Genomic DNA, 25324 nt, shown 5'->3' on the forward strand with positions numbered 1-25324 from the left:
TCGTAAGGATAATTAACTTAGAACGATATCGTACTGCTCTTGACGAAAGCTACCTTCAGCCTGCAGCTTTATAGGCTTGCTAATAAAGTCGCCTAACTGCGCTAAGAATTGATTTTCTTCTTCAAGGAAGAGGTCGATTACATCGGGTGCAGCCACAATTCTAAATTCACGAGGATTGAATTGGCGATGCTCTCGCACAATCTCTCGCAAAATCTCGTAGCAAATAGTCTGCGCTGTTTTGACTTCACCCTTGCCTTGGCAGGTAGCGCAAGGCTCACAAGTGATGTGTGCGAGTGATTCTCGAGTACGTTTGCGCGTCATCTCTACCAAGCCCAATGAGGAAAAGTCACTTACTGAAGTCCGAGCATGATCACGTTCTAAATTGCGATTAAGTTCGTGCAAAACGGATTCTTGATGGTCTTTGCTCAGCATATCAATAAAGTCAATGATGATGATGCCGCCAAGATTGCGTAAACGGAGTTGACGAGCAATCGCCTGAGCAGCCTCAAGATTGGTTTTAAATACGGTGTCATCTAGATTGCGTGCACCAACGTAACTTCCGGTGTTGACATCAATCGTAGTCATTGACTCTGTTTGATCGATCATCAGATAGCCGCCTGATTTGAGGTCGACTCTCCTACCCAAGGCTTTATTGATTTCAGCATCCACATCAAATAAATCAAATAGGGCGCGCTCACCACGATGGAGTGTGAGCTTATCTAGGAGATTGGGCATGTAGAGCGTAGCGAAACCTTTGAGCTTTTCAAAGTTCTCGGCTGAGTCGACTCGGATTTGGGTGGTTTCTTCACCAGCAACATCACGTAATACGCGCTCAGCCAAGCTAAGATCCTGGTAAAGCAGGCTAGGGGCAGCCTTGTGATTTACTGCTTCTCGAATCTTCTCCCAGGTGGTTCGTAGGTAATGCATGTCGTGCTCAAGTTCGGTGTCGCTGGCATCTTGCGCGCTGGTGCGCACAATGATTCCGCCTTTTTCATCGGCCGGCATCAAGCCAGCAAGGCGCGCCTTAATTGCTTCGCGCTCTTCCGGCTGATCAATTCTTTGGGATACGCCAATATATTTCTCGGTGGCTGCATCGGTACCGGCTGGCGGTAGATAAACTAAGTTTCGGCCAGCAATACTGAGTTGGGTTGTAAGGCGTGCACCTTTAGTTCCCAAAGGATCTTTAAGTACTTGGACCAAAACATTTTGCCCTTCAAAGAGCAGCTTTTCAATTTGAGCTTGAGGATTGTTTTGAGTGATATCGGCAACGTGCATAAATGCAGTGCGCTCTAAGCCGATCTCAATGAAGGCGGACTGCATGCCAGGTAGTACACGTACTACTTTAGCTAAATAGATGTTACCGACGATGCCGCGTTGACGCGTGCGCTCAATCTGTAGCTCTTGAACGGCACCTTGCTGAATTAATGCTACCCGTGTTTCTTGGGGTGTGATGTTGATCAGAATTTCTTCATTCATATGCGGGTAACTTTAGCGAAATCCAGTAATTGGTTAACTTCGAAGATGGGTAAGCCCATGATACCGCTATAGCTGCCTTTTATTGAGGGAATAAAAGCTCCCCCAAGACCCTGAATCCCATATGCCCCAGCCTTGCCAAAGGGCTCACCACTCTGAATGTAGCTATCAATTTGCGCTTCAGTTAAGTGGGCAAATTCCACTTCGGATACTTGCACCAAACAAAGGGGGTTAGTTTGGGGATCGATGGTGAGAACAACTGCAGTAAGTACCTCATGTACTTTGCCGCTGAGCATATTTAGAACGCGTGCGGCATCAGCAGCATCGTTCGGTTTTCCGAGGATTTCACCGGCGGGGTTACTTGGCAAACTGACGGTGGTATCTGCACACAGAATAGGTGCCCAAGGTTTACCGCTGTTTTGCCATCTTGCTAATGCAATCGCGCTTTTGGCAAAAGTAACCCGCTCAACATACTGACGGGCTTTTTCATTGGGTAGGGGTACTTCAAGGGTCTCTGTATCTTCACCTGGTGCCGCAATTAGCATTTCAAACTGGATGCCAATTTGTTTGAGTAGTTCTTGGCGTCGTGGGCTTTGTGATGCAAGATAAATATAAGAAAACATCAATGGCTTACTCGCGGTGATAGGGGTGACCCTGCAAAATAGTCCAAGCTCGATAAAGCTGCTCGACCAACAGTACTCTTGCCATAGCATGGGGCAAGGTTAGGCTTGAGAGGCGCCACATGGCTTGTGCGCTTTCTTTGAGGCTGGCATCAAGTCCGTCGGCACCACCAATTAAAAAAGTGATGTCAAATCCTTCTTGACGCCAGTTTGCTAACTGCGTAGCTAGATTTTGTGTGGTTTGATCTTTGCCGCGCTCATCAAGCGCAATGACGCGAGAGCCTTTCGGAATGGCGGCTGCAATTTTTATAGCTTCTTTGGCTGGAGTGAGATCAGGTTTGATCTCTTTGATTTCAATGCTGCAATCAGCAGGCATGCGCTTAATGTAATCATGGGTTGCAGTTGCAACCCATTCTGGCATTTTGTGGCCAACAGAAACAATCGTTAAACGCATTACTAAAGCATTACTCGTCGTCGTCAGGTTCGCTTGCTTTCACAAGGCCCTTGTCAGCCGCTAATTTGACGCGCACCGGCTTAGCGCCCCACATACCTTCTAATTGGTAATAAGCACGCAGTGCGGGTTGCAGAATATGAACCACGATATCGCCGCAATCGACGAGCACCCACTCACCAGTCTCCAAACCTTCGACTGAGATGACTTCGCCGCCTTTAGCGTTGACGGCCTCTTTAACTGACATTGCCAAAGATCTGGTCTGGCGATTGGAGGTGCCGGTGGCAATGATCACGCGATCAAATAGCTCACTGAGCTTAGTGGTGTCGTAAACACGAATATCTTGCGCTTTGACATCTTCCAGGGCATCGATCACGACGCGTTGTAATTTAGTTAAGTCCATAGTTTCTTTAATATTTTTCTGAGATTTTTGTATATAGGGGTGATCTTAGCCTGATTACTTATACAGACCTAGATTTGTGATGATTTCTAAGGCGTGAGACGGAATATGCTCGGAGGCAATGGCGCTACGAGAAGTGCTTTTAAGCTGATTTCGCAACTCGGTTGATGAAAGGTCTACTGAAAGACTGTTATCTAGATAGATGCGGCCAAATCGGCTTTTTTCAAGGGTGTCTGGGTCCGTACATTGATGATTTGCCAGTAAGACCTCAATTTCAGGGTTCCTGTCCGCAGAAATCTCATGGTGAGGCCTGCTGGCTACTGCGAAATTCACAAAGCCTAGTAATTGATCCCAAGAGTTCCAGGAGGGGAGATTTAGAAGGGAGTCGGCCCCCATTAACCAAGTTAGGTTGATATCAGGTCCAAAGCGCTCTCTCAGAGCTCTTGCGGTGTCAATTGCATAGCTCGGACCTGCGCGATCAATTTCGATGCGATCTACGCCAATTTGAGTGGGGATTTGTAAATAGAGGAATGCTCTCGCTAAATCAATTCCTGCTGCTTCGGTAAGTTGTAAGCGGATTTCTGCAGGAGTGATGCCAGTATCTTTTTGCCAAGGCTCACCACTAGGTATTAGCAACAAGGCATCAAGATGTAGAAGTTTTGCAAAATGCGTAGCTAGCTTAAGGTGACCAAGATGCGGCGGGTCAAACGTACCACCCAAGATGCCAATTTTTTTTGAAGTATTCAAATGCACTGAGCTCAAGTTAGGCTAGCCAGTCACGTGGCTTAAGGTAGTAGTCGTAGAGCTTGGCTTCTGGCGTACCGGGTTTTGGTTGCCAGTTGTACCACCACTGAACTACCGGTGGCATGGACATCAGAATTGACTCCGTGCGTCCACCCGAGTGCAGGCCAAAAATGGTGCCACGGTCGAATATCAAGTTGTATTCCACATAGCGACCACGACGGTATTCTTGAAATGCTTTTTCTTCAGCAGTATAGCTGTCTTTGTAGCGACGCTCCACAATCGGTAAGTAAGCATCGATAAACGCATCACCAACAGCGCGCGTCATGGCAAAGCTTTGCTCAAAACCAAGGCCATTGAAGTCATCAAAAAAGACGCCACCAATACCGCGGGGCTCTTCACGATGCTTTAGATAAAAATATTCATCACACCATTTTTTGAAGCGTGGATATAGATCTTCACCAAAAGGATCCAAGGCATCTTTTGCTGTTTGATGAAAGTGTTTGCAATCTTCATCAACGCCGTAATAGGGCGTGAGATCAAAACCACCACCAAACCACCAGACAGGCTCTTTGTCGGGAGCTTGCGCAATAAAACAGCGCACATTCATATGGGTGGTGGGTACCTTAGGATTGTTTGGGTGAAAGACCAAGGAAACCCCCATGGCTTCAAAGCTACGTCCTGCAACCTCTGGGCGATGGTGCGATGCTGAAGGCGGCATTTGATCGCCGCGGACATGTGAGAATCCCACACCACCTTTTTCTAAAATATTGCCACCATCCAGAATGCAAGTACGTCCATAACCCTTTAACTTGCTATCTTCAGGCTTTTCCCAGGCATCCACCATAAAGGCTTTGCCATCAAGCGCACTCATTGCACTAGTGATGCGATTTTGCAGTCCTAAAAAGTAATCTTTTAAGGCTGCAATATCAATTTGAGTATGTTCGGCAGATGACAAGGATGAAAATTTCTTTGTATTGGGTGGTAAGAATTGGTTTAATTATTTGACTGCGCGATAGCCAATATCTTTCCGATATTGCATGCCATCAAACTGGATCTTAGAAATAGCGTCGTATGCTTTTTGTTGTGCACCACGAACGGTATCTGATAGGCCTACTACACACATCACGCGACCACCCGAGGTAACAAGCTTGCCATCTTGCAGCTTAGTGCCAGCATGAAAAGTCAATTGATCTTCGGTGTCAGCTGGTATGCCTGTAATGACATCACCATTACGTGGAGTATCCGGATAGTTATGGGCTGCGAGCACTACGCCTAAAGCGGTGCGACGATCCCAATCTAATTCCACTTCATTGAGTGTGCCGTCAACCGCGTGATCCAATGCATTCACAAGATCGCTGCGCAAGCGGGCCATGATTGGTTGCGTTTCTGGGTCACCCATGCGGCAGTTAAATTCCAAGGTCTTGATCTTTCCGTCGGGAGAAATCATCAGGCCTGCATAGAGGAAGCCGGTATAAGGAATGCCATCAGACTCCATGCCCTTCACGGTAGGCATGATCACTTCGCGTAAGGCGCGTGCATGAATTTCTGGAGTGACAACTGGGGCAGGGGAGTAAGCACCCATGCCGCCGGTATTGGGACCTTGATCAGCATCGAGTAAACGCTTGTGATCTTGGCTAGTAGCTAAAGCTAAAACATGTTTACCGTCCACGAGCACAATAAAACTAGCTTCTTCACCAGTTAAAAATTCTTCAATAACAACGCGTGCACCTGCATTGCCAAGTTTGTTATCGGCAAGCATCATGTCGACAGCCGCATGCGCTTCCGCTAAATCCATGGCTACAACTACGCCTTTACCGGCAGCTAGACCATCCGCCTTAATGACAATCGGTGCACCTTTAGCATCAATGTAAGCATGCGCTTCTAATGCGTTCGAGAAAGTTTGGTATTCCGCTGTTGGGATGCCGTGGCGTTTCATGAACGCTTTAGAGAAATCTTTTGAAGACTCCAATTGAGCAGCTAGCTGGGTTGGGCCGAAGATGCGCAAACCATTGTTGCGAAATACATCTACGATGCCTGCTGCTAATGGGGCTTCAGGACCCACTACTGTGAGGTGAATTTTTTCACGCTTGGCAAAGTCTGCTAACTCTTGAAGACCAGAGATAGGAAGATTTTCAATTCCCGCGGCAGCTTGGTTCGCTGTGGCAGTGCCGCCATTCCCAGGTGCTACATAGACGGTTTGAACTTGTGGGGATTGAGCCAGCTTCCATGCCAATGCATGTTCACGACCACCGGATCCAACTAAAAGAATTTTCATGACGAGCTAAGAATTAAGTTAATAAATGGGATTTATAAATTCGATGACTTACAGGGATGCATTCGTAAATACTTCTTGAACATCATCTAAGTTTTCAAGTGCATCCAAAAGTTTTTGCATGCTTTCAGCTTGCTCGCCTTCGAACTCAGTTTCGGTTTCTGGACGCATTGTCACTGTAGCAAGTTCTGCTTTTAAACCTGCTTGGGTGAGCGCGTCTTGCACTTTAGAAAAGTCAGGTACTGGTGTGAGCACCTCGAGTGAGCCATCATCATGAGTGATGACGTCTTCTGCGCCGGCATCCAGCGCGATCTCCATGAGTTGATCTTCATTAGTGCCTGGGGCAAACAGCATCTGGCCACAGTGCTTAAACATAAAAGCAACTGATCCCTCGGCGCCCATGTTGCCACCATTTTTTGCAAACGCATGGCGCACTTCAGCAACGGTACGGGTACGGTTATCTGTTAAGCAATCAACGATGATCGCAGCTCCATTGAGGCCGTAACCTTCATAACGAATCTCTTCGTAGTTAACCCCCTCTAGTGAACCGGTACCGCGTTGGATTGCGCGCTGCACGTTGTCATTCGGCATATTGGCATCTTTTGCCTTATCGATTGCTAGGCGTAAACGCGGGTTCGTAGCGATATCGCCACCACCTAATTTAGCTGCAACCGTGATTTCTTTAATGAGTTTGGTCCAAATCTTGCCGCGCTTTTCGTCTTGACGTCCTTTGCGGTGTTGAATATTGGCCCATTTCGAATGGCCGGCCATACGGGTAAGTCCTTTTGAGTAATGTGGCTTGAAGACCTCATTTTAAGGGCTTCTGAGGCTAAGAATGGGGGTGCTACAACTTTTTTGTTACACTCTCACCTCTTAGTAAGCTTCAATGCAGTTTTTCCACTGCAAACACCTGCCCCGGTGATGGAATTGGTAGACGTGCCGGACTCAAAATCCGGTGCCGCAAGGCGTGGCGGTTCAAGTCCGCCCCGGGGCACCATCTCAAATAGGCCGTTATTTACGCCCCGAGATGCTCTAAATCTTAAATCTCGTATGTTTCTGACTCGCTATTCATGGCTTGCTCAACAATTTTCTTGGTGAGCGTTGGTGAGAATAGTTCGATGAAGGTGTACACAAAAGAGCGTAAGTAAGCCCCTTGCTTAACACCCAAATGCGTCACATTGTTGCCAAATAAGTGTCCAACTGGAATCACTCGGAGATTGCGATCTCGATCTGCATCGTAGGCTAATCCAGCCACAATACCCACACCCATTCCAGTTTCAACGTAAGTCTTAATTACGTCCGCATCGATCGCTTCCAAAATAATGTCTGGACTGAGATTGCGTTGACCAAATGCGGCATCAATCTTGCTGCGACCCGCAAACGCTTTGTCATAGGTGATGAGTGGGTACTTTGCAATCTCTTCTAAGGTGATTGTTGATTGATTCAGAAGAGGGTGACTCAGTGGCACCATGACAACGTGTTGCCATTGGTATCCTGGAAGCGCCAGTACACCAGGGGTATTGGCAATGCCTTCCGTTGCAATTGCAATATCCGCGCGATCATGAATTAGCAACTCTGCAATTTGACCCGGACTTCCCTGTTGAATACTGACCCGAACCTTTGGAAAGCGTTTAGTAAATTCAGTGAGCACCTTTGGCAATGCGTAACGCGCCTGCGTATGAGTAGTTGCAATCACAAAGTTACCTTGATCTTGACTGGCAAAATCTTTACCAACTCGTCTTAAAGTTTCTACTTCATCCAGAATGCGCTCAATCGAGGCGAGAATGCGTTTACCTGGCTCGGTGAGCGAGCGAATGCGTTTACCGTGGCGTCGGAATATTTCCACGCCCAATTCATCTTCTAACTCAATGATGGCCTTAGAGACTCCGGGTTGGGAGGTGAAGAGTGCCTTAGCGGCCGAAGTCAGGTTGAAGTTCTGTCTGACGGCTTCGCGAACAAAACGAAATTGGTGAAGATTCATATGGATTCCATTCTTTATATCAACTGCGATATATGAATGAGATTCTATATGATTTTGAGGTATTAAGCCCTAGATACCCAACGTAAACCCACAATCGCCAAGATGAAATACAGCAATGGAGGTGTTGTAGCGGTCAGTAGTGTGGGCCAAGAGCCAAGGAGTCCAACATTAGAGAAGAGTGAATTAAAGAGTTGAAAGCTCATGCCTAGCATGATGCCGCCAAATACCTTGATGCCGACACTACCAGCACGTACCTTGAGGTAGGCAAACGGCAGGGCTAAGGCCAGCATGACGAAGATCGTAAATGGGTAGATAACTTTTTTCCAGAACGCGATAGAGTGACGCTGAGCATCCTGTTTGTTATCTCTTAGGTGGGAAATAAAGCGCCCCAAACTAAAGATCGACATTTTTTCTGGGCTTACCAAAAGTACACTTAATATTTGAGGCGTGACTTCAGAATTTAAGCTAACAATCGGATGCACGAAGGTTTGTGCCGAATAGACTGGATTGAGCGGATCGCTCTGCTTAGTTTCTTTAAAGCGAGTTTCGGTAACATCATCCAGAATCCAGGTACCCGTTTGATCAAAGCGTCCGGATACTGCGCTACGAATAGAGAGTAGGCGATACGCATCATCAAATTCATACATGCGAATATTTTTGATTTCGTTATCTTGCTCAATCTTGCCAACGTTGACATAACGAACTCCCGGCCTAATCGGCCCACTACCATCTTCATCTCGTAAGCGATCTTTTACCCAAACCCCAGTTTTAAATTGCGAACTATAGGATGAGCCTAAAGCCTTCATGCGAATTTGCTCTGACAGATTTTCGGTATAAGGCCCTAGCCATTCACTCATGACTAGCGTCAGAACAATTAGTGGCAATGAAATTTTGGCCAGAGTAGTTAAGCCTCTGCGTATATCCAATCCAGCAATGCGCAAGATTGTGAACTCGGACTGACTTGCTAGCATTGCAAATACATAAATACTCCCAATCAAACCAGCGATTGGAATAATTTCGGAAATGCGACTTGGGGCTTTTAATAAAACATGCAGGAGCGCTAATGGCAGAGTGTATTGGCCCTTAACCGAACCAAGCTCGCTGAGGATGTCGAAAAATAAAAACAGTGCCACCAAGGCAAATAGAATAAAGCCAAAGGCAGCATAGATCTGCCTAGCTAAGTAGCGCTCAAAGATGTAGGGAAATAGATATTTCATCTATTGGCCAAGAATGAAGGAAGTTGACGGCGCCACCACTTGAGTGAAGGGTTGATGCGATTGCGAATGAGTAAAAATGCAATTACAAAAGCGAGTGTATGTATGGGCCAAGCCGCTACAAAAACATTTGCTTTCCCTTGCGACACAAAGTTTTGTGTGAGGTTGAGAAGGTTGCTGTAGATTAGGTAAATCAGCACGGCATAAAACATCGCAGTGTAATTCCCCAATCTTGGATTGACGTAGGCAAGTGGAATGGCAATTAACACCAAGCCCAATGCCATGAGCGGTAAGCCAATACGCCATAAAAGCTCTGCTCTATTGGCATTTATTAACCAAGGTTCACTTGTATTGAGGAGTTCCCCCACTGTCTTTTCGCGATCGCGAGGTGGTGGCTCTAGGGATTCCTTGTTGTGAACATTGGTAAGGTATTCGGAAAACTCTAGGATCCTAAAGTCTGGTTGCGTGGGCAACCCCTCATACCTGCGACCATTATTGAGGACGATCGACTTTCCGCCGCCCTCTGCATTTTCAATAAATCCAGTTGCGGCAACAGCGACACTCAGTCGTCCATTCTTAGTTTCTGCAGCGAAGATATTTTTAACTTCACTTTTATCGACATCCAGTTCTTCAATGAAGAACACGCGCTCTGCTTTAGCTGACTCTCTAAATTGACCAGCGGCAACCATGGAAACGTCACTGCGCTGCTGAAATCTTTGGCTAATCAGGGTGGATTCGCGATTAGCCCAAGGCCAAACAAAGAGGGCCAATAGGGCGATGATGATGATGAGGGGTGTTGCAAAACGTAGGATTGGTCGAATCAGGCTGGCAATACTGAGGCCGCTAGCAAACCAAACAATCATTTCGGAATCTTTGTACCAACGCACCAGCACAATTAAGACGGCCACAAATAGAGAGACCGTGAGTAATACAGCCATATAGCCAAGAGTCGCTAACGCTATGAGAACTAGGGCATCTTCTGGATTTACTGCGCCATTTGCTGCAAAGCCCAGAATTCGGATGACCAGCGTGGTAATCATGATGGTTACCAAGACCAAAAAAACACCACCAGTCGTAAAACTGAGTTCGCGGCGAAGGGCTTGGTGAAAAATCATGAATAGATAATGAATTGGCTGTTATGGGCTCACTCAAGATGTGAACCTGCATCTCGGAGGATAATGGATAAACACCCATTTTTTCCCTTGAATTGACTTAAAAATACCGTAAGACATTATGACTATTCAATTTAGCACCAAGATTTTCGCGCAAGCCGATCTAAATAACCCCAAACAACTTAAGGCCAGCCTAAGCACTCTATTGGCACAGAGCTCAGATTGTTTGGTTTTGGCGTACTCAAAGGCAGATTTAGACGCTTTGACGGCTAGCAAATCCAAGTCTGGACTTTTAGTCGAGTTGGATCGTTTGCTTGGTGGTTCTGTCACCCATGCACATTTGGTGGGTGATCTCGATAGTCAGTCAGCCTCTACCTGCATAATCCGCGCTGAAAAATCCTGGGCAACGTCTGGTGCAAAGATAAGGCGCATTCTTTTGGTGTCTTTGGGGGATGTTGCTCCTGCTAGCGCACGTAGCCTTAATTCCTACTCAAAAATTGCTCGCGCTGCATTAAAGCAGTTAAGTGGTGGCTCCATCCAAAGCGCTTTGTGGTTTATCCCGAGCTTTGCTTTGGGGCACCGTGCTGAGTTCATGGCCGAAGAGGTGCGCCTGACGATTCAATATGCTGGTGATCAGGCTTATCGCTTTGGAGTGCGTCAACCTGCCATGAAATTCAAGGCCAAAGATAAGGCGGATACTTTTACTCACCTCATCTTTGCGGGTAACGATACTTGCGCCAAGGAGTTGAAGGCTGCTGTGCCAGAGGGTGCGGCAATGGTTGAGGGTATGAACTTAGCCAAAGACTTGGGTAATCTGCCTCCAAATATTTGCACCCCAACTTACTTAGGTAAAGCAGCACAAGGCCTAAGCAAAAAGACTGGTCTCAAGGTTGAAGTCTTAGGTCGCAAGCAAATTGAAGCCTTGGGTATGGGCTCATTCTTATCGGTAGCCAAGGGTTCAGATACGCCGCCACAATTTATTGTGATGCGTCACCAAGGCGGTAAAGCAGGCGAGGCTCCGATTGTGTTGGTGGGTAAAGGAATTACTTTTGATACCGGCGGAATATCTCTGAAGCCTGGTGAAGCTATGGATGAGATGAAGTACGACATGTGCGGCGCTGCATCTGTCATTGGCACGATGTATGCAACCGCCTTGATGAAGTTAAAAAAGAATGTCATCGGCGTCATTCCAACTTGTGAAAATATGCCCTCTGGCCAAGCTACTCGTCCGGGTGACATTGTGAAGAGTATGTCGGGGCAAACAATTGAGATTCTGAATACCGACGCAGAAGGCCGTTTAATTTTGTGTGACGCCCTAACTTATGTAGAGCGCTTTAAGCCTAAGGCTGTGATTGATGTGGCTACTTTAACGGGCGCTTGCATCATTGCATTGGGTCATGTGCATAGCGGCGTGTTCTCTGATGATGAAGGTTTGGTCAGTGCACTCACTAAGGCGGGTCATGCATCTTTAGATACCGTATGGCGTTTACCTTTGGATGCGGCTTACCACGAGCAACTTAAATCTAATTTTGCTGATGTGGCTAATATCGGTGGACGCCCAGCGGGTAGTGTTACTGCAGCCTGCTTCTTATCGCGCTTTACTGAAAAATATAAATGGGCTCACTTAGACATCGCTGGTACCGCTTGGAAGAGTGGTGCCGCTAAAGGTTCTACTGGGCGCCCAGTCCCCTTGCTTGTAAATTACTTGCTAGAGCAAAAGTAGAAGATAGCACTTATGGCCCGTATTGATTTTCATAGCAACGTTAGCGATAAGCTGGAATATGCTTGTCGCTTAACGCGCAAGATCTGGAGTGCTACACCTGCTGGCGAGCCTGTGCGTCATATCGTGATGGTGGGTGAGAAGGCCGATCTCAAAAAGCTGGATGAGATTCTATGGACATTTAGTGCGGTGGATTTCTTGCCTCATTGTTTTATTGATGATGAGGCGGCAATGGATACCCCTATTTTGCTAACTGATGATTTCTTATCACCGGCTTTATCCCAGTTGCCACATGCAGATGTTCTCATTCATCTGGGAATGCGTATGCCTTCCGATGTTCCAGGATTACTTGCGCGCTTCCCCCGAGTTGTTGAGGTTGTGACAATCAATGAGGCAGAGCGCCTTGCAGGTCGCGAGCGCTATAAAGCCTATCGCGACCTAGGTCATGAGTTGCACAACTTCGATCAATCTAAAGCGTGAGTATTAGCCGCCTCCAAGTATGCTGATTCATCCAGAATTTGATCCTGCCGCAATTCGTATTGGCTCATTTGCCATTCATTGGTATGGCTTGATGTATCTCTTAGCCTTTGCTCAATTTTTATTACTAGGTCGTCTGCGCATACGCGCTGCGCGCTACCAATCTTTGGGTTGGTCATATAAAGACCTTGAAGATCTTTTGTTTGCTGGCGTTTTGGGTGTCGTGCTTGGTGGCCGTTTGGGTTACACCTTGTTTTATATGCCTGGGTACTACCTTGCAAACCCTCTCAGCATCTTCAAGATATGGGAAGGCGGCATGTCCTTTCATGGTGGACTGCTCGGTGTTTTGCTAGCCTTACTTTGGTTTGCTTATCGTCGCAAGGTTTCATTCTTTGTTGTGAGTGACTTAGTTGCGCCACTGGTTCCGTTTGGTTTGGCATTTGGTCGCTTAGGTAATTTCATTAATGGTGAGTTGTGGGGTAGGCCGACAGACTTGCCTTGGGCTATGGTATTTCCAATGGTCGACTCCATTCCCCGTCATCCCTCTCAGATCTATCAGTTCTTTGGCGAAGGGATTTGCTTGGGTATTGTTTTGTGGATCTATTCCAGTAAGCCACGTCGGGTGGGACAAGTTTCAGGATTGTTTTTATTGGGCTACGGACTTTGCCGCTTTTTGGCAGAATTTGCCCGTGAGCCTGATGCCTTCTTGGGCCTCTTAGGCCTCGGCTTGTCCATGGGGCAGTGGCTTTCTGTACCCATGATTATTTTTGGAATTTATCTCCTCACTGTTTTTAGGTCTAAGTCCGCTTAAGCTGTGATTAAAAAGGTTGGCGTATGCTAAATACAGATGTCACTCTTCGCAAGCTGGAGATTCTCTGTTCATTTATTAGAACTGGAAGTCTCTCCAAAACCGGCGAGGAATTAAGTCTGAGTTCAGTGAGCATCCATAAGGCGCTGCACTCACTAGAGGGCGGTGTTGGCTGCCCCTTATTCGTTAAGGAAGGACGTCAATTAAAACCGCTACCAGCTGCAATTTATTTGGCAGAGATGAGTGTCGAATTGCTTGACGACATCGAACACATCCTTAAAAAAACAAGATCTAAAGCAGGGCTTGAGAGTGGGCAAATACGCTTGGGCTCAATGTATTCATTAACTGCAAACGTAATTCCTCGGATCATTATGGGGACCAAAATCCGTAGACCGGATTTAGATATTGATTTACATCTCGGATCTAACGAAGAGCTAATGAAAAAATTATCCGAAGGCGCTATTGATGCAGTTGTTATTGCAACGCCCCCAGGAAAATTACCAGATGGCCTGCAGGTAGTCCCTTTATTTGATGACCAACTTTTCTTTGCCTCTTCCCAGAAAAGCAAGCCCAGTGAAGCTAGCGTTGATTTATCTCAATATCAGGCTGAAAAGTTTCTTACTCTTCAAGAGGGATTTGCTACTACCTCAGGTTTTTATGACGCCTTTAAGTTGGCTGGAGTTAAGCCAAATATAGTGATGAAAGTGGGTGATATTTTTTCACTCATGAATATGGTTTCTGGCGATTTGGGTAAAACACTTTTGCCAGGCAGGGTAAAAGCGCTGATGGGTGATGCCATTGCCCTGACTCCTTTGCTGCCCAAATACGCGGTTACTCAGCATATCGCCTTGATCTATCTTGAGGCTAATGAATTAAATGCAAATATTTTGGCTTTGGCGGCTGAAGCCCGTATGTTGCAACGCAAAATAACAGAGGCAAATTAGCATTTCTCAAAAATCATTAACTTAAAGTTAATGTTATTCTCTTATGATTAATTGATTACGCGTGTTTCCAGTATTAAATTGAATCACATACAAACCCTTTAATCCTTAGTCTTTTCCGAGAGATGACCATGCTAGAGAAGTTAACCAAAGCTCGAAATTTGTCTAAGGCAAATAACGCCATTAAGCGTTTGATATCTGAGCGTGGCGAATCCAATGCGCTCAGCATGGCTGATGATGTGGTCAATAACTATCGCAAATTAGCAAAAGATCAACACGTCTCATTTTTTACTTTTCTATTTGAGAAGCTCAATCCCCAAGCGGATGCAGTTCTCAAGGCAGCGCAAAATTTTGTGGCTGACTCTAGTGCGCGCAATTACATTCAGTTGCAAAAAGTTTCTGAGTCTCCTCGCCAAGAATTTTTTCGTCGCCTCAATCGCGCGAGTCAAGGTACTGCAGCAGTAGTGCAAATGCGTCGTGATTTGCTGCAGCTACTAGATAAAAAACCAGAATTGGCTGCGGTAGATTTCGATATGCGCCACTTGCTATCTTCTTGGTTTAATCCGGGCTTCCTTAAAATGCATCAGGTGGACTGGAAGTCCCCAGCAGAGGTGCTTGAGAAGCTAATTCAACATGAGGCGGTGCACGCCATTGATGGCTGGGATGACTTGCGTCGTCGCCTGCAGCCTGATCGTCGTTGTTTTGCGTTCTTCCACCCACAGCTGCCAAGCGAGCCCCTGATCTTCGTGGAGGTTGCGCTATTGCCCGAGATCCCTACGGTGATCACACCTTTGGTTGATAAAAAAGCAGAAACAGTAGATCAGGTTTCTCAATATAAGGTTGCAGTTTTTTATTCCATCAGCAACTGCGAGCCTGGTCTTCGTGGTGTATCGATGGGGAACTTTTTAATTAAGCGGGTAGCTGAGCAGTTACATGCTGAATTCCCTGGAATAAAAACCTTTGTCACTTTGTCGCCGATTCCAGGATTTATGGATTGGGTTGCCGCAGGTGCAAATTTAGGTGAGGGAGTTCCAGCAGATAGGCTGAAGCCAAATCTCAAGGTAGCAAGAGATGCAGCCTTGGCAGTTCTGAAGCTTGAGAGTCAATCATGGAGTGAGCGATTGGCAGGTGGCTGGCACCCTGATCTCGCTTCAGAAAAAGAAAAAGCAGCTTTACTAAGTTTGGCAAGCATGTATTTAGGACTTGCCTCAACTGGGCGCGATGGTAATCCGGTGGCGAAGTTTCACTTGGGTAACGGCGCTAAGTTGCACTTGGTGAACTGGGCCGGAGATTTATCTCGCAAGGGATTGCGCCAATCTGCTGGCCTGATGGTGAATTACCTGTATGACTTGGGAAGCGTGGAGGATAACCATGAACGCTTTGCCAATGGTGAAATTGTGTATTCCAGGGCAGTGGGTCGCTTGATGGCCCCCTAGTATTAACGCTGAGGCTAACTTCTGCTGAAAAGTGGAAGTCCCCTTAGAATAAGTGGTTAATAGTTAGTTGTGAAAATAAAACCAACGCGATAGTTGGTCAAAGATAAAGGAGACAAGCATGTTTACTAAAACAAACAGCAATTCTGTATTCTCATTAAGCACTTTGAAAAAAGCGCTGTTTTTAATTTGCGCCGCCCCTCTCGCTGTAATGGCTCAAGAGTGGCCAAATAAACCCATTACTTTTGTTGTGCCGTTTCCTGCTGGTGGCGGTACTGACGCTTTTGCCCGCCCTTTGGCTGCGCAGCTAACAAAGCAGTTGGGTAAACAAATCATCATCGATAACCGTGGCGGTGCTGGCGGTACATTGGGCGCGTCCTTGGCTGCTAAAGCAGCTCCAGATGGATATAGCTTTTTTGTTGGTGCTGCTCATCATGCAATCGCTCCTTCCATGTATCCAAACTTAGATTACGACATTGAGAAGAGTTTCATTCCAGTTGCAATGATCGCTAGCCCACCCCAAGTCATCGTGGTGAACCCAAAGAATGTTCAAGTTAAAAACTTAAAAGAATTTATTGAGCTCCTGAAAAAGAATCCAGGTAAGTTCAACTACGCTAGTGCTGGTAATGGATCTTCACATCACTTAGCTGGTGAGCAGTTCAAGATGTTGACTAAGACCTTTATTACTCATATTCCTTACCGCGGTGCGGGCCCAGCTATGCAAGACCTAATTGCAGGCCAGGTGGATGTGGAGTTTGATGGTTTAGGTTCCTCAGCAGCACAAATCAAAAATGGTTCAATCGTTGCCTTAGCTGTCGCATCACAGAAGCGTTCTGCTGCGTTTCCAAATGTGCCTACAGCAGCCGAGGCTGGTTTAGTGGGCTATGAAGTGTCAACTTGGTATGGTCTGTTTGCTCCTAAGGGAACGCCTCAGCCTATCGTTGACAAGATGATTGCTGAGGTGCAAAAAGCACTCAATACACCTGAGTTGAAAACTATTTGGACTAATAACGGTTCAGATACGCCAACTTTGACTGGTGATGCTTTTGGCAAATTTGTTTCCGCAGACATTAAGCGTTGGGCTGCAGTGGCTAAGGCCTCTGGCGCAAAGCTTGATTAATAATTTGATTTAATTTACTGGTTTGGATTTGAGGCTCTAATGAATTTATATTCCTTATTGGAAAAAGGTTTTCCGAAAGATAAGCAGGCTTGTGCACTAGAAACGCATGATGGGTTGTATTACTCCTGGAGTGATCTAGAGTGCGCTACTGCCAAGATGGCAAACCTTCTCAAGAGCCTCAAACTACCCGCAGGATCTCGTATTGCGGTGCAGGTTGAGAAATCACCCGAAGCACTCTTTTTGTACCTCGCTACTATTAAGGCGGGCTATGTTTATCTGCCCCTGAATACCGCATACCAAGCAGCAGAAATTCAGTACTTCTTAGAGAATGCTGAGCCAGCAGTCGTGGTTTGCAGTAGTAAGAATTTCTCTTGGGTATCCAAGGTTGCTTTTAAAGCGGGTACTAAACATGTCTTTACTTTGGATGAAGATCGCAAGGGCACTCTGTTAGAGCGCTCTGCCGGTCAAAGCGATAAGTTCAAAACAGTTGCCGTTAAAGACGATGATTTGGCCGCTATCTTGTACACCTCTGGCACAACTGGCCGCAGCAAAGGTGCAATGTTGACCCATAAAAACTTGGGAAGCAATGCGCAAGTGCTGCAGAAGTTTTGGGGCTGGAAAAAAGGCGATGTTTTATTGCATGCACTCCCGATCTTCCATGTTCATGGATTGTTTGTAGCTGCTCATGGCGCATTGATTAATGGCAGCAAAATGATTTGGTTGCCACGTTTGGATACTGCGCAATTAATTCATCACATGCCGAACTCGACTGTGATGATGGGTGTACCAACCTTCTATGTACGTTTACTGGCGGATAAAGGTTTTAATAAAAACGTTGCACGTAATATGCGCCTGTTTGTTTCTGGCTCCGCACCTTTGCTGACTGAAACATTTAATTCCTTCAAAGAGGTGATTGGCCAGCCGATTCTTGAGCGCTATGGCATGAGTGAGACCGTGATGTTGGTTTCCAACCCATATAAAGGGAATCGCGTAGGTGGATCAGTTGGTTTGCCTTTGCCAGGCGTAAAAGTTCGCGTGGTGAATGAAAATAATAAGCCGTGTGGTGTTGATGAAATCGGCAGCATTCAGGTTAAGGGTCCAAATATATTTAAGGGCTACTGGCGCATGCCAGAAAAAACTGCCGAGGAATTTACAAAAGACGGTTGGTTTAAGACTGGTGACGTCGGTCGCTGGGGTGGTGATGCTAACGGCGGTAAAGCGCCTAAGGATTACCTCTGCATCGTTGGTCGCAGCAAGGATCTGATTATTTCTGGTGGCTATAACGTCTATCCAAAAGAAATCGAAAGCTTTATCGATGATATGGATGGTGTAGATGAAAGTGCTGTGATCGGTATTCCGCATCCAGACTTTGGTGAGGCGGTAATGGCAGTAGTGGTACCAAAAGCAGGCGCCAAATTAGATGCGCAGGCTATGATCGCTACACTCAAAACCCAAATTGCGAATTTCAAGATTCCAAAGCGTTTAGAGATTGTTTCTGACTTGCCTCGCAACGCCATGGGCAAAGTGCAGAAGAATATTCTGCGTCAGCAATACACCAGCTAACAGCAAAAAATACTAGCTTAGAAACCGAATGCCTTGCGGCTTTCATTAAACATGAAGGCCGCAAGCATAAACAGCATCACACCAAAGATGCGTTTGAGTTGAGCCACATTGAGTTTTCTGGCCATTTTTGCGCCAAGTGGGGCGGTAAATATACTTACCGCCACAATGCACAGCACCGCTGGAAGATAGACAAATCCCAATGAGCCTGAGGGAAGATTAGGGTTGCCCCAACTTCCATACATGTAACCGATCGTCGCTGCAGCCGCAATCGGAAACCCTAAGCCTGAAGAACTTGCCATTGCTGTGTGTGGTTTTACATTGCACCAAAGCATAAATGGCACGGTAATAAATGCACCGCCTGCGCCAACTAGACTGGCAATCACGCCTGTCAACGCTCCGAATGAGAAAAGGCCGAGGGTGCCCGGTAGCTCTCTTCCAGCAGCAGGTTTTTTATTGATGATCATTTGAATCGAGGTGTAGACGATAAAAATGGCAAAGAATAAAGATAACCAAGAGGTATTGATTGCTTCAAAAATCTCACTACCGCCAACAAGACTACCAATCACTAGACCTGGACTGAGCGATGCCACCAGCTTCCAATCAATTGAGTTGTGTTTGTGGTGCGCCCAGATAGCTGAGGTAGTTGTAAAGAGGATCGTTGCCATCCCAGTTGCAATGGCCATATGTACGATGACATTTTGCCCAAAGCCTAAATGATTGAAGACCACAATCATGAATGGGACCAAAATCATTCCACCACCAATGCCCAGGAGTCCTGCTAGGAAGCCAGATATGCTTCCACATAACATCAGCATTGCGATATCGGCTATTGACATGAATTCCCCGCCTTAGCCGCTAGGCCGTCATCCTGAACCCTAAGGTTCAAGGTGGAACGGCTACTCTGCTTCGGGTGCATTAAGAAGTTCAGGGAGTGAACAGCGCGAAGCTGCCACTGTGAAGATTCGAAACGCTCACGCCCACAGTGTAAAGATCGTTCCTGATGCTTGCGCATCGGTTCAAGGAACTATTGGCCTTGGCGAACCAGGCAGGGAAAGGCTTTGCATCAGAGCATCCACTTGATCTTCCAGGGTACGAATTTCATTCTGGAGTCGAGCAATCTCTTCAGGATTGGATGAATGACTCTGAACGGGAGCTTGCTCAGAAGCAGTTTGCAATTTAATAAGATCACCAGCGATCTTCAGTGCAGCCATCATGCTGGCGCGCTCAATGCTGCGATTGCCACCATTAATTGCTAATTGAATTTGTTCATCGACTAATGTGCAGGCTGCACGAAGTAATGGCTCATGCTCAGCGCTAGTTGCTAATGTGATCTTTTGACCGGCGAGGGTTACTTCAATGCGTTGTTGGCTCATTGTCATCCTCTGGATTGGTTGGTGTCACGGGCTCACCGAGCAAGTTCAATTGACGTCCGTCACTCTGTTCTGGCAGACGACTCAAAATATGCTGAATCCGTTTTTGTGCATCCTCAATTTTGGTTTCAAGCTGACTGCGATCTTGATGTAGCGCTTTAACGGCGTCGGAGATCAGTTGAATTTTCTTAGCCAGTCTCTGGAGAGATGCGGCTATCGAATCAGATTCAGTGGAGTCGCTTGGGACATGAGGGGTGTACTCGGTCATATAGGCATTGTAGCCTCAGGGCAAAGCTTTGTGAAACCCCCGATTTTGGGCTCAATGGGGTAGAGCGATCCAATCACTACTAAGCTTTTCTGATTGAATGCGGCCATCAAATAAGCTTATTGGGACTTAAATACCGCCACAACCCATCGGTCATCCGCTGCAGACGCTGGGCCTGCAAAAGCAGCCAGTGAAAATCCTAAGAGAAATACAGCAACCCCAACAAGGAAGTAGCTGAAATGTATCGAGAGTTGGGCGGTGCTTTTAAACATCTAATTTATAGAGCGTATTTAACGCTCAAGAATACAGATCGAGGATCGCTTGGATAATAGTAGTAGCCGGTAGTCAATCCTCCGCCCGGAGTCGATAGGCTTCCGTACCCTCCATAACTAGAGTAATTTACGCCACCAACATTCTTGATGGTTAAGCGACTTTCCCATTTATTTGTCTTATAGCTGGCAAATAAGTCACCGACCGTATACGAGGGCATTTTTGCAAGAGAGTTACTGATCCCTGGTTCGGAATCGTACATTTGCTGACTAACAAAGTTGATGACGCCACCGAATGACCATGCTGCATTAATAAGATATTGTGCTCTTGCATTCAGAATAAGATCAGGGACAAGAGAGACGCCAGTTCCGCTATAGATGCCCGTGGTGTAGGTAGATTTTTGAAATTTCCCCCCACCTGAAATGCTTAATTTAGATGTGGCATTAAAGGTGGAGTCCAGCAGAATACCTTTTCTGCCAATGTTATCTGCTGAATTAGTGTTGTAGTAAGTTGTTGGGTCATAGCGTATTTCATTTTGCGTTAGTGATTGAAATGCTGAGCCGGAAACTCTCACGTTGCTGATACTCCATTCCCCCCCTATTTCATAGGTTTGCGTAGTCTGAGGTTTAAGAATTCCCGAGAAGATGCGGTTACCACTAGGGTCCCAACCCCAAAATTCATCAACGTTTGGAAACCGAAATGATTGATTCCATTTGGCATATACCTTTTGGTTTTTTTGGTATGAATAGTTGATTGCTACATCTCCTGCATTAGCTGCATATTTTTGACTTGCACTGGTGGGGGTGGGGGCATAAAAGTTCGAATCATTTGTTGAGGCGTTTTGAGTCTGCCTTCTGAATCCTCCGCTAGCCTCAACTGCTTTACTGATGGGCACCCGGCTAATAATGTAAGCAGATTGATTAATTAGATTTGCAGATTGGGTATTGTTGAGTTGATTGTTATAGAACCATCCCATTGGTGATTGGTTCGCAAGTATCAACTCTTGTGCTGCGCCCGTGTACTGGTTGTTTGAATTTTGATTTGATTTGCCGTAGTCATATCCAACTACAGTTGTTCCCCAGCTACCAAAATCGGCTTTAATCCTCGGCGTTAACCCTAGATCCCAGCTTGAGATATTCCCATTGCTAGGGCCTGGGAAATAGCCGCCAACGGAATCGGTGCTTGCATAGTAGGGCGCGCCATAATTGATGCCTCTACTGCCATAAGCAAGGTCAATCATCGCAGTGTAGGTATCGCCCAGGCTCTTAATACCACCCGCTCGCACACCAGAATTATTGCCAGTATTTCCGGCTCCCACATTGTTAAATTTAGCGGCCTGTGGATTGCCCTGCCCAACTTGGCCAACCACACCACCTGGAGTTTGTTGGTTTGTGTAGCTGTAATAGACATCAGCGTAGACGTTGTCTATCCCGCCTAGGGCTTGAGAAATTTTTGCATCGAACGCATAGGCATTTGCCGCGGAATTTGCTCTCCATCCCTGGCTATTTGAGGTGTTCGCTGTTAACTGTAAGGTCGTGTTATCAACTTTGTTACGAAGAATTGCGTTGCCAATATAGGTGCCAAAACTACCTGCAGTAATGCTGGCCTGATTTAGGGATACCTTGCCACCATTGGTGATGATATTAATGACGCCACCAACAGCGCCATTGCCGTACTGCACACTTGCACCACCTTGAACAATTTCAATGCGCTCAATTGAATCTATGGGAATGGATTCCCAGGCAACACCCAAGGAATCTATGGGGTTCATACGTTGACCATCAACAAGGATGAGCGTATTGCTATTTGCAGTTGCTCCAAACCCTCCCATATCTATGGTTGCATCCAGATTTAACTGGCCAGAGTTTGAGCTTCGAACTACTAAGCCTCCAATTTGTGAAAGTACATCTGGAATATTGTTTGATGTGGAGTTTGCAATTTCATCGCGTGTAATTACTTTGACGTTTGCTGGAACTTCATTGAGGTTCTCTTCAAAGCGTGAGCCGGAGACAACTACTGTCGACTGAGAGTTTTGAGCTGCTGCATTAAATATTGTTGCTGCGCCGCAAAGTAGGGCGACAAGCGTTTTGCTGCTGAACTGCTGTTTCATGATGAACCTTCTGCCTTCGAATCACCTAGCTCACTTCCCCGTAAGCTGGGTCGAACAGAATTTCACTTTCTGAGAGTTCAGGCGTCAATTGGGCATCTGGCCAGCTTGACTGGGGATGCTTCATCGGCGCGCGAAAGTCCCCGTCCGCAAAATTCCACCTGTCTTGGCCGGTATCCGGGCTAGTAAATCTCAGAATCTGGCCTTCCCATGCAGTTGACGCGCACAGTGGCTTACTCAGACTCCTGACACCTTCACCATTAGTTAGGGTGTATTTACTTACCGTTGCGGGGGCAGCACACGTTTAGTGTTTCCCGTTTAACTTTATTGCACTGCAATAAAGCACCACGACCCTGTAATTCTATCGCAGGCCAGCCTTGGATCGGCTTAAAAAGCTAAAAAAGCCTACAATAGGGGCTCTAGGATTAAGGATTCATGACAGCATTAGACAAGCACCCCGAAAAAAACCTGATTCGTTTGCAACTGAGCCAAAACTCAGTGTTAAAAAGCTTGGATCCTGAAGCAATGGCTGACTTAGAGCGCCATTTAGTCATTTCGGACCTCAAAAAATCAGAAATCCTGCTTCATCAAGGTGATCACCAGATGGAGCAGTACTTTGTGCTGGATGGAATCTTGAAGCGCATTGTTTCTAGTGCGGATGCAAAAGAGATGATTTTGCGTTTTGCTATCGAAAAAGATATCGAAACAAGCTATGCAGCCTGGCGCCTGAAGACGGCGGCTCCATATAGTATTGCCTCGGTAACCAAGGCGCGCGTTGCACGTATGCCGCTTAAGAAGTGGGCCGAGTTTTTGGATGCCCACAAGCCCCTCAAGGAAAGCTTTGAGTTTGAGGTTATGCGCCTCATGAGCGAGATCATGGCCCACACGATCACCTTGCATATGCTCGATGCCCCAGGCCGAGTAGAGCGGTTTTTACGTAAATACGAAGACTTATTTGAGCTTCTCCCCAAAAAAGAGCTGGCCGCTTACCTCAATCTCTCCCCGGAGACTTTAAGCCGCCTCAAAACAAAGCATAAAGAGCTCTTTGTCTAATTAGAAACCCCCAGTTGCTTCTAGATTTCAGGGGAAATTGACCGAAGTCAATGATGAACCCCGGCCCCAAGCCTAAGATTCATCTCAGCCTCAACGGGTATGCTTATAGATACCCGTGGCACTACTAATAACTTAATTGGAGACAGTTAGCGAAAGCTAAATTGCACTGAACATCTTTACGTTCGGGCGGTGTAATTAACTATAAATTTCTATGACAACAGATAATCAAAATACCCAAGTCACCGATGGCTTCCATCTCGTTATCGATGCTTTAAAAGCAAATGACCTAGATACTATTTTTGGTCTCGTTGGTATTCCAATTACTGACTTATGCCGCTTGGCTCAAGCCGAAGGATTGCGCTTCATTGGTTTCCGTCACGAACAGCATGCAGGTAACGCTGCAGCAATTGCTGGTTACATGACTCAAAAGCCTGGTATTTGTATGACTGTGTCAGCGCCTGGTTTCTTGAATGGCTTAACAGCGTTAGCTAATGCTACTGTGAACTGTTTTCCAATGATTTTGATTTCTGGTTCAAGCGAACGTGAAATCGTTGACTTGCAGCAGGGTGATTACGAAGAGATGGATCAGCTCAATGCTGCTAAGCCATATTGCAAAGCTGCATATCGTATTAATCACATCGAAGATATCGGCATTGGTTTTGCGCGCGCTATTCGTGCAGCCGTTTCTGGTCGTCCTGGCGGCGTGTACTTAGATTTGCCTGCACAATTATTGGCTCAAACAATGCCAGTAGAAGAAGCTAAGAAATCCATCTTCAAAGTAATCGATCCAATTCCACGTCAAATTCCTGCAGCTGATGCTGTAGAGCGCGCTTTGAATGTATTGAAGGGTGCTAAGCGCCCATTGATCCTCTTGGGTAAAGGCGCTGCTTACGCTCAGGCTGATAAAGAGATTCGTGACTTGATCGAAAAATCTGGCATCCCTTACTTGCCAATGTCGATGGCTAAAGGCTTGTTGCCGGACAATCATCCACAATCTGCTTCTGCTGCACGTTCATTTGTACTTGCTGAAGCTGATGCGGTGATGTTGGTTGGTGCGCGTTTGAACTGGCTGCTTGCGCACGGTAAAGGTAAGACATGGGGTAAAGATCCTAAGAAATTTATCCAAATCGATATTCAGGCAAACGAAGTTGATAGCAACGTACAAATCGATGCTCCATTGATTGGTGATATCGGTTCTGTTGTTGGCGAGCTCCTCAAAGGTATTGCTGCTGTTCCGAAGCCAAGCGCTGAGTGGATTGGCGCAATCAATGAGAAGAAAGATAAGAACTTGGCGAAGATGGCTGAGACTCTTGCTAAAGAAGCTTCACCAATGAACTTCCATGGTGCTTTGCGTGCGATTCGCGATGTGATCAAGAAGAACCCAGATGTGAACCTGGTTAACGAAGGTGCAAATACACTCGACTATTGCCGCGCAATTGTGGACATGTATAAGCCACGTAAACGTTTCGATTCCGGTACTTGGGGAATTATGGGTATTGGTATGGGCTACGCCATTGGTGCTGCAGTAACTAGCGGCTTGCCAACAGTTGCAGTTGAGGGTGATAGCGCATTTGGTTTTAGCGGTATGGAGTTGGAGACAATTTGCCGTTACAACCTGCCAATTACTACCGTCGTATTTAATAACAACGGTGTGTATCGCGGTACTGACGTAAATCCAACTGGTGGTGCAGATGTTGCTCCAACAGTATTCGTTAAAAATGCCCGTTACGACAAGATGATTGAGGCGTTTGGTGGCGTTGGTTACTACGTAACTACTCCGGCTGAGTTAGAAGCTGCTTTGACTAAAGCGATTGCTGAAGGTAAGCCCGCTTTGATTAATGCCGTGATTGATGAGACAGCTGGTACAGAGAGTGGACGTTTGACTAACTTGAACCCATCAACTGCAGCAGGTAAGAAGTAATCCGAAAGC

22 protein-coding genes, 1 tRNA gene, 1 other RNA gene, 2 pseudogenes and 1 riboswitch are annotated in these 25324 nt (G+C 46.4%); of the genes and pseudogenes, 10 read left to right on the forward strand and 16 right to left on the reverse strand.

Annotated features, from left to right (window positions below):
- Positions 1-12 precede the first annotated feature (12 nt).
- The 8 genes and pseudogenes from rng to ICN25_RS03645 all read right to left on the reverse strand — a co-directional run bounded on the left by rng (position 13) and on the right by ICN25_RS03645 (position 6731).
- The gene (gene rng / locus ICN25_RS03610; RefSeq protein ID WP_216179079.1) at positions 13-1476 is read right to left on the reverse strand and encodes a ribonuclease G; all 1464 of its coding nucleotides are present in this window, start codon (positions 1474-1476) and stop codon (positions 13-15) included.
- Positions 1473-2096, reverse strand: a complete 624-nt coding sequence (locus ICN25_RS03615; RefSeq protein WP_216179080.1) for a nucleoside triphosphate pyrophosphatase — start codon at positions 2094-2096, stop codon at positions 1473-1475. The genes rng and ICN25_RS03615 overlap by 4 nt, the downstream gene beginning before the upstream one ends.
- A 7-nt stretch (positions 2097-2103) precedes the next feature.
- Positions 2104-2547, reverse strand: a complete 444-nt coding sequence (gene rlmH / locus ICN25_RS03620) for a 23S rRNA (pseudouridine(1915)-N(3))-methyltransferase RlmH (RefSeq protein ID WP_216179081.1) — start codon at positions 2545-2547, stop codon at positions 2104-2106.
- Between the two features lie 13 nt (positions 2548-2560).
- Positions 2561-2947, reverse strand: a pseudogene (rsfS, locus tag ICN25_RS03625) (ribosome silencing factor); the annotation flags it as partial.
- A gap of 54 nt (positions 2948-3001) precedes the next feature.
- Positions 3002-3697, reverse strand: coding sequence for an adenylyltransferase/cytidyltransferase family protein (locus ICN25_RS03630; RefSeq protein WP_370624689.1), 696 nt, complete (start codon positions 3695-3697; stop codon positions 3002-3004).
- Between the two features lie 10 nt (positions 3698-3707).
- Entirely contained in the window at positions 3708-4619 is a 912-nt protein-coding gene (gene hemF / locus ICN25_RS03635) for an oxygen-dependent coproporphyrinogen oxidase (protein ID WP_216179583.1), read from the reverse strand.
- A 66-nt stretch (positions 4620-4685) separates the two neighbouring features.
- Positions 4686-5963 carry a phosphoribosylamine--glycine ligase gene (gene purD / locus ICN25_RS03640; RefSeq protein ID WP_216179085.1) on the reverse strand — a complete coding sequence of 426 codons (1278 nt, stop codon included), beginning with the start codon at positions 5961-5963 and terminating at the stop codon, positions 4686-4688.
- A gap of 48 nt (positions 5964-6011) precedes the next feature.
- Positions 6012-6731 carry a YebC/PmpR family DNA-binding transcriptional regulator gene (locus ICN25_RS03645; RefSeq protein WP_215334600.1) on the reverse strand — a complete coding sequence of 240 codons (720 nt, stop codon included), beginning with the start codon at positions 6729-6731 and terminating at the stop codon, positions 6012-6014.
- 141 nt (positions 6732-6872) lie between these two features.
- On the opposite strand from ICN25_RS03645, the gene ICN25_RS03650 reads away from it, so the two are divergent.
- A tRNA-Leu gene (locus tag ICN25_RS03650) sits at positions 6873-6957 on the forward strand.
- A 42-nt stretch (positions 6958-6999) separates the two neighbouring features.
- Here ICN25_RS03650 and ICN25_RS03655 read toward each other — a convergent pair.
- From ICN25_RS03655 to lptF, 3 genes are all read right to left on the reverse strand, one after another.
- Positions 7000-7941, reverse strand: coding sequence for a CysB family HTH-type transcriptional regulator (locus ICN25_RS03655; protein ID WP_216179087.1), 942 nt, complete (start codon positions 7939-7941; stop codon positions 7000-7002).
- Between the two features lie 62 nt (positions 7942-8003).
- Positions 8004-9158, reverse strand: coding sequence for an LPS export ABC transporter permease LptG (gene lptG / locus ICN25_RS03660; protein WP_216179089.1), 1155 nt, complete (start codon positions 9156-9158; stop codon positions 8004-8006).
- Positions 9155-10270, reverse strand: a complete 1116-nt coding sequence (gene lptF, locus ICN25_RS03665; RefSeq protein ID WP_216179091.1) for an LPS export ABC transporter permease LptF — start codon at positions 10268-10270, stop codon at positions 9155-9157. Before lptF ends, lptG begins: the two co-directional genes overlap by 4 nt.
- A gap of 124 nt (positions 10271-10394) precedes the next feature.
- Here lptF and ICN25_RS03670 point away from each other — a divergent pair, with 124 nt between their 5' ends.
- The 7 genes from ICN25_RS03670 to ICN25_RS03700 all read left to right on the forward strand — a co-directional run bounded on the left by ICN25_RS03670 (position 10395) and on the right by ICN25_RS03700 (position 18329).
- Complete coding sequence (locus tag ICN25_RS03670) at positions 10395-11990, forward strand: leucyl aminopeptidase (protein ID WP_370624701.1); 1596 nt, start codon at positions 10395-10397, stop codon at positions 11988-11990.
- Between the two features lie 12 nt (positions 11991-12002).
- Positions 12003-12467, forward strand: a complete 465-nt coding sequence (locus ICN25_RS03675) for a DNA polymerase III subunit chi (protein ID WP_216179095.1) — start codon at positions 12003-12005, stop codon at positions 12465-12467.
- Between the two features lie 19 nt (positions 12468-12486).
- Positions 12487-13275, forward strand: coding sequence for a prolipoprotein diacylglyceryl transferase (gene lgt, locus ICN25_RS03680; RefSeq protein ID WP_216179097.1), 789 nt, complete (start codon positions 12487-12489; stop codon positions 13273-13275).
- 23 nt (positions 13276-13298) lie between these two features.
- Positions 13299-14216, forward strand: coding sequence for a LysR substrate-binding domain-containing protein (locus tag ICN25_RS03685; RefSeq protein ID WP_216179099.1), 918 nt, complete (start codon positions 13299-13301; stop codon positions 14214-14216).
- Positions 14217-14344: 128 nt separating this feature from the next.
- Complete coding sequence (locus ICN25_RS03690; protein WP_216179101.1) at positions 14345-15649, forward strand: malonyl-CoA decarboxylase; 1305 nt, start codon at positions 14345-14347, stop codon at positions 15647-15649.
- Between the two features lie 118 nt (positions 15650-15767).
- Complete coding sequence (locus tag ICN25_RS03695) at positions 15768-16766, forward strand: tripartite tricarboxylate transporter substrate binding protein (RefSeq protein ID WP_216179102.1); 999 nt, start codon at positions 15768-15770, stop codon at positions 16764-16766.
- Positions 16767-16805: 39 nt separating this feature from the next.
- Positions 16806-18329, forward strand: a complete 1524-nt coding sequence (locus ICN25_RS03700) for a malonyl-CoA synthase (protein WP_216179104.1) — start codon at positions 16806-16808, stop codon at positions 18327-18329.
- A gap of 17 nt (positions 18330-18346) precedes the next feature.
- Here ICN25_RS03700 and ICN25_RS03705 read toward each other — a convergent pair whose 3' ends face one another.
- From ICN25_RS03705 to ICN25_RS03725, 5 genes and pseudogenes are all read right to left on the reverse strand, one after another.
- A complete protein-coding gene (locus tag ICN25_RS03705; RefSeq protein WP_216179106.1) occupies positions 18347-19165 on the reverse strand; it encodes a sulfite exporter TauE/SafE family protein in 819 nt (272 codons plus the stop codon).
- Positions 19166-19384, reverse strand: a non-coding RNA gene (gene ssrS / locus ICN25_RS03710) — 6S RNA.
- A 99-nt stretch (positions 19385-19483) separates the two neighbouring features.
- Positions 19484-19708: pseudogene (locus ICN25_RS10030) on the reverse strand (cell division protein ZapA); the annotation flags it as partial.
- Positions 19683-19967 (reverse strand): hypothetical protein, encoded by a 285-nt coding sequence (locus tag ICN25_RS03720; RefSeq protein WP_216179108.1) that lies wholly within the window; start codon positions 19965-19967, stop codon positions 19683-19685. The pseudogene ICN25_RS10030 and the gene ICN25_RS03720, both read right to left, overlap by 26 nt.
- A gap of 274 nt (positions 19968-20241) precedes the next feature.
- Positions 20242-22344, reverse strand: coding sequence for a TonB-dependent receptor (locus ICN25_RS03725; protein ID WP_216179110.1), 2103 nt, complete (start codon positions 22342-22344; stop codon positions 20242-20244).
- A gap of 147 nt (positions 22345-22491) precedes the next feature.
- Positions 22492-22706: riboswitch (cobalamin riboswitch) on the reverse strand.
- Positions 22707-22776: 70 nt separating this feature from the next.
- Between ICN25_RS03725 and ICN25_RS03730 the strand changes: the two genes are divergently transcribed.
- A complete protein-coding gene (locus ICN25_RS03730) occupies positions 22777-23394 on the forward strand; it encodes a Crp/Fnr family transcriptional regulator (RefSeq protein WP_216179112.1) in 618 nt (205 codons plus the stop codon).
- A gap of 211 nt (positions 23395-23605) precedes the next feature.
- On the forward strand, positions 23606-25315 hold the full coding sequence (gene oxc / locus ICN25_RS03735; RefSeq protein WP_215334616.1) for an oxalyl-CoA decarboxylase: 1710 nt from the start codon (positions 23606-23608) through the stop codon (positions 25313-25315).
- The last annotated feature ends 9 nt before the right edge of the window (positions 25316-25324 follow it).

It is taken from the genome of Polynucleobacter sp. 80A-SIGWE (assembly GCF_018882295.1).
In the GTDB taxonomy this organism is placed as follows: domain Bacteria; phylum Pseudomonadota; class Gammaproteobacteria; order Burkholderiales; family Burkholderiaceae; genus Polynucleobacter.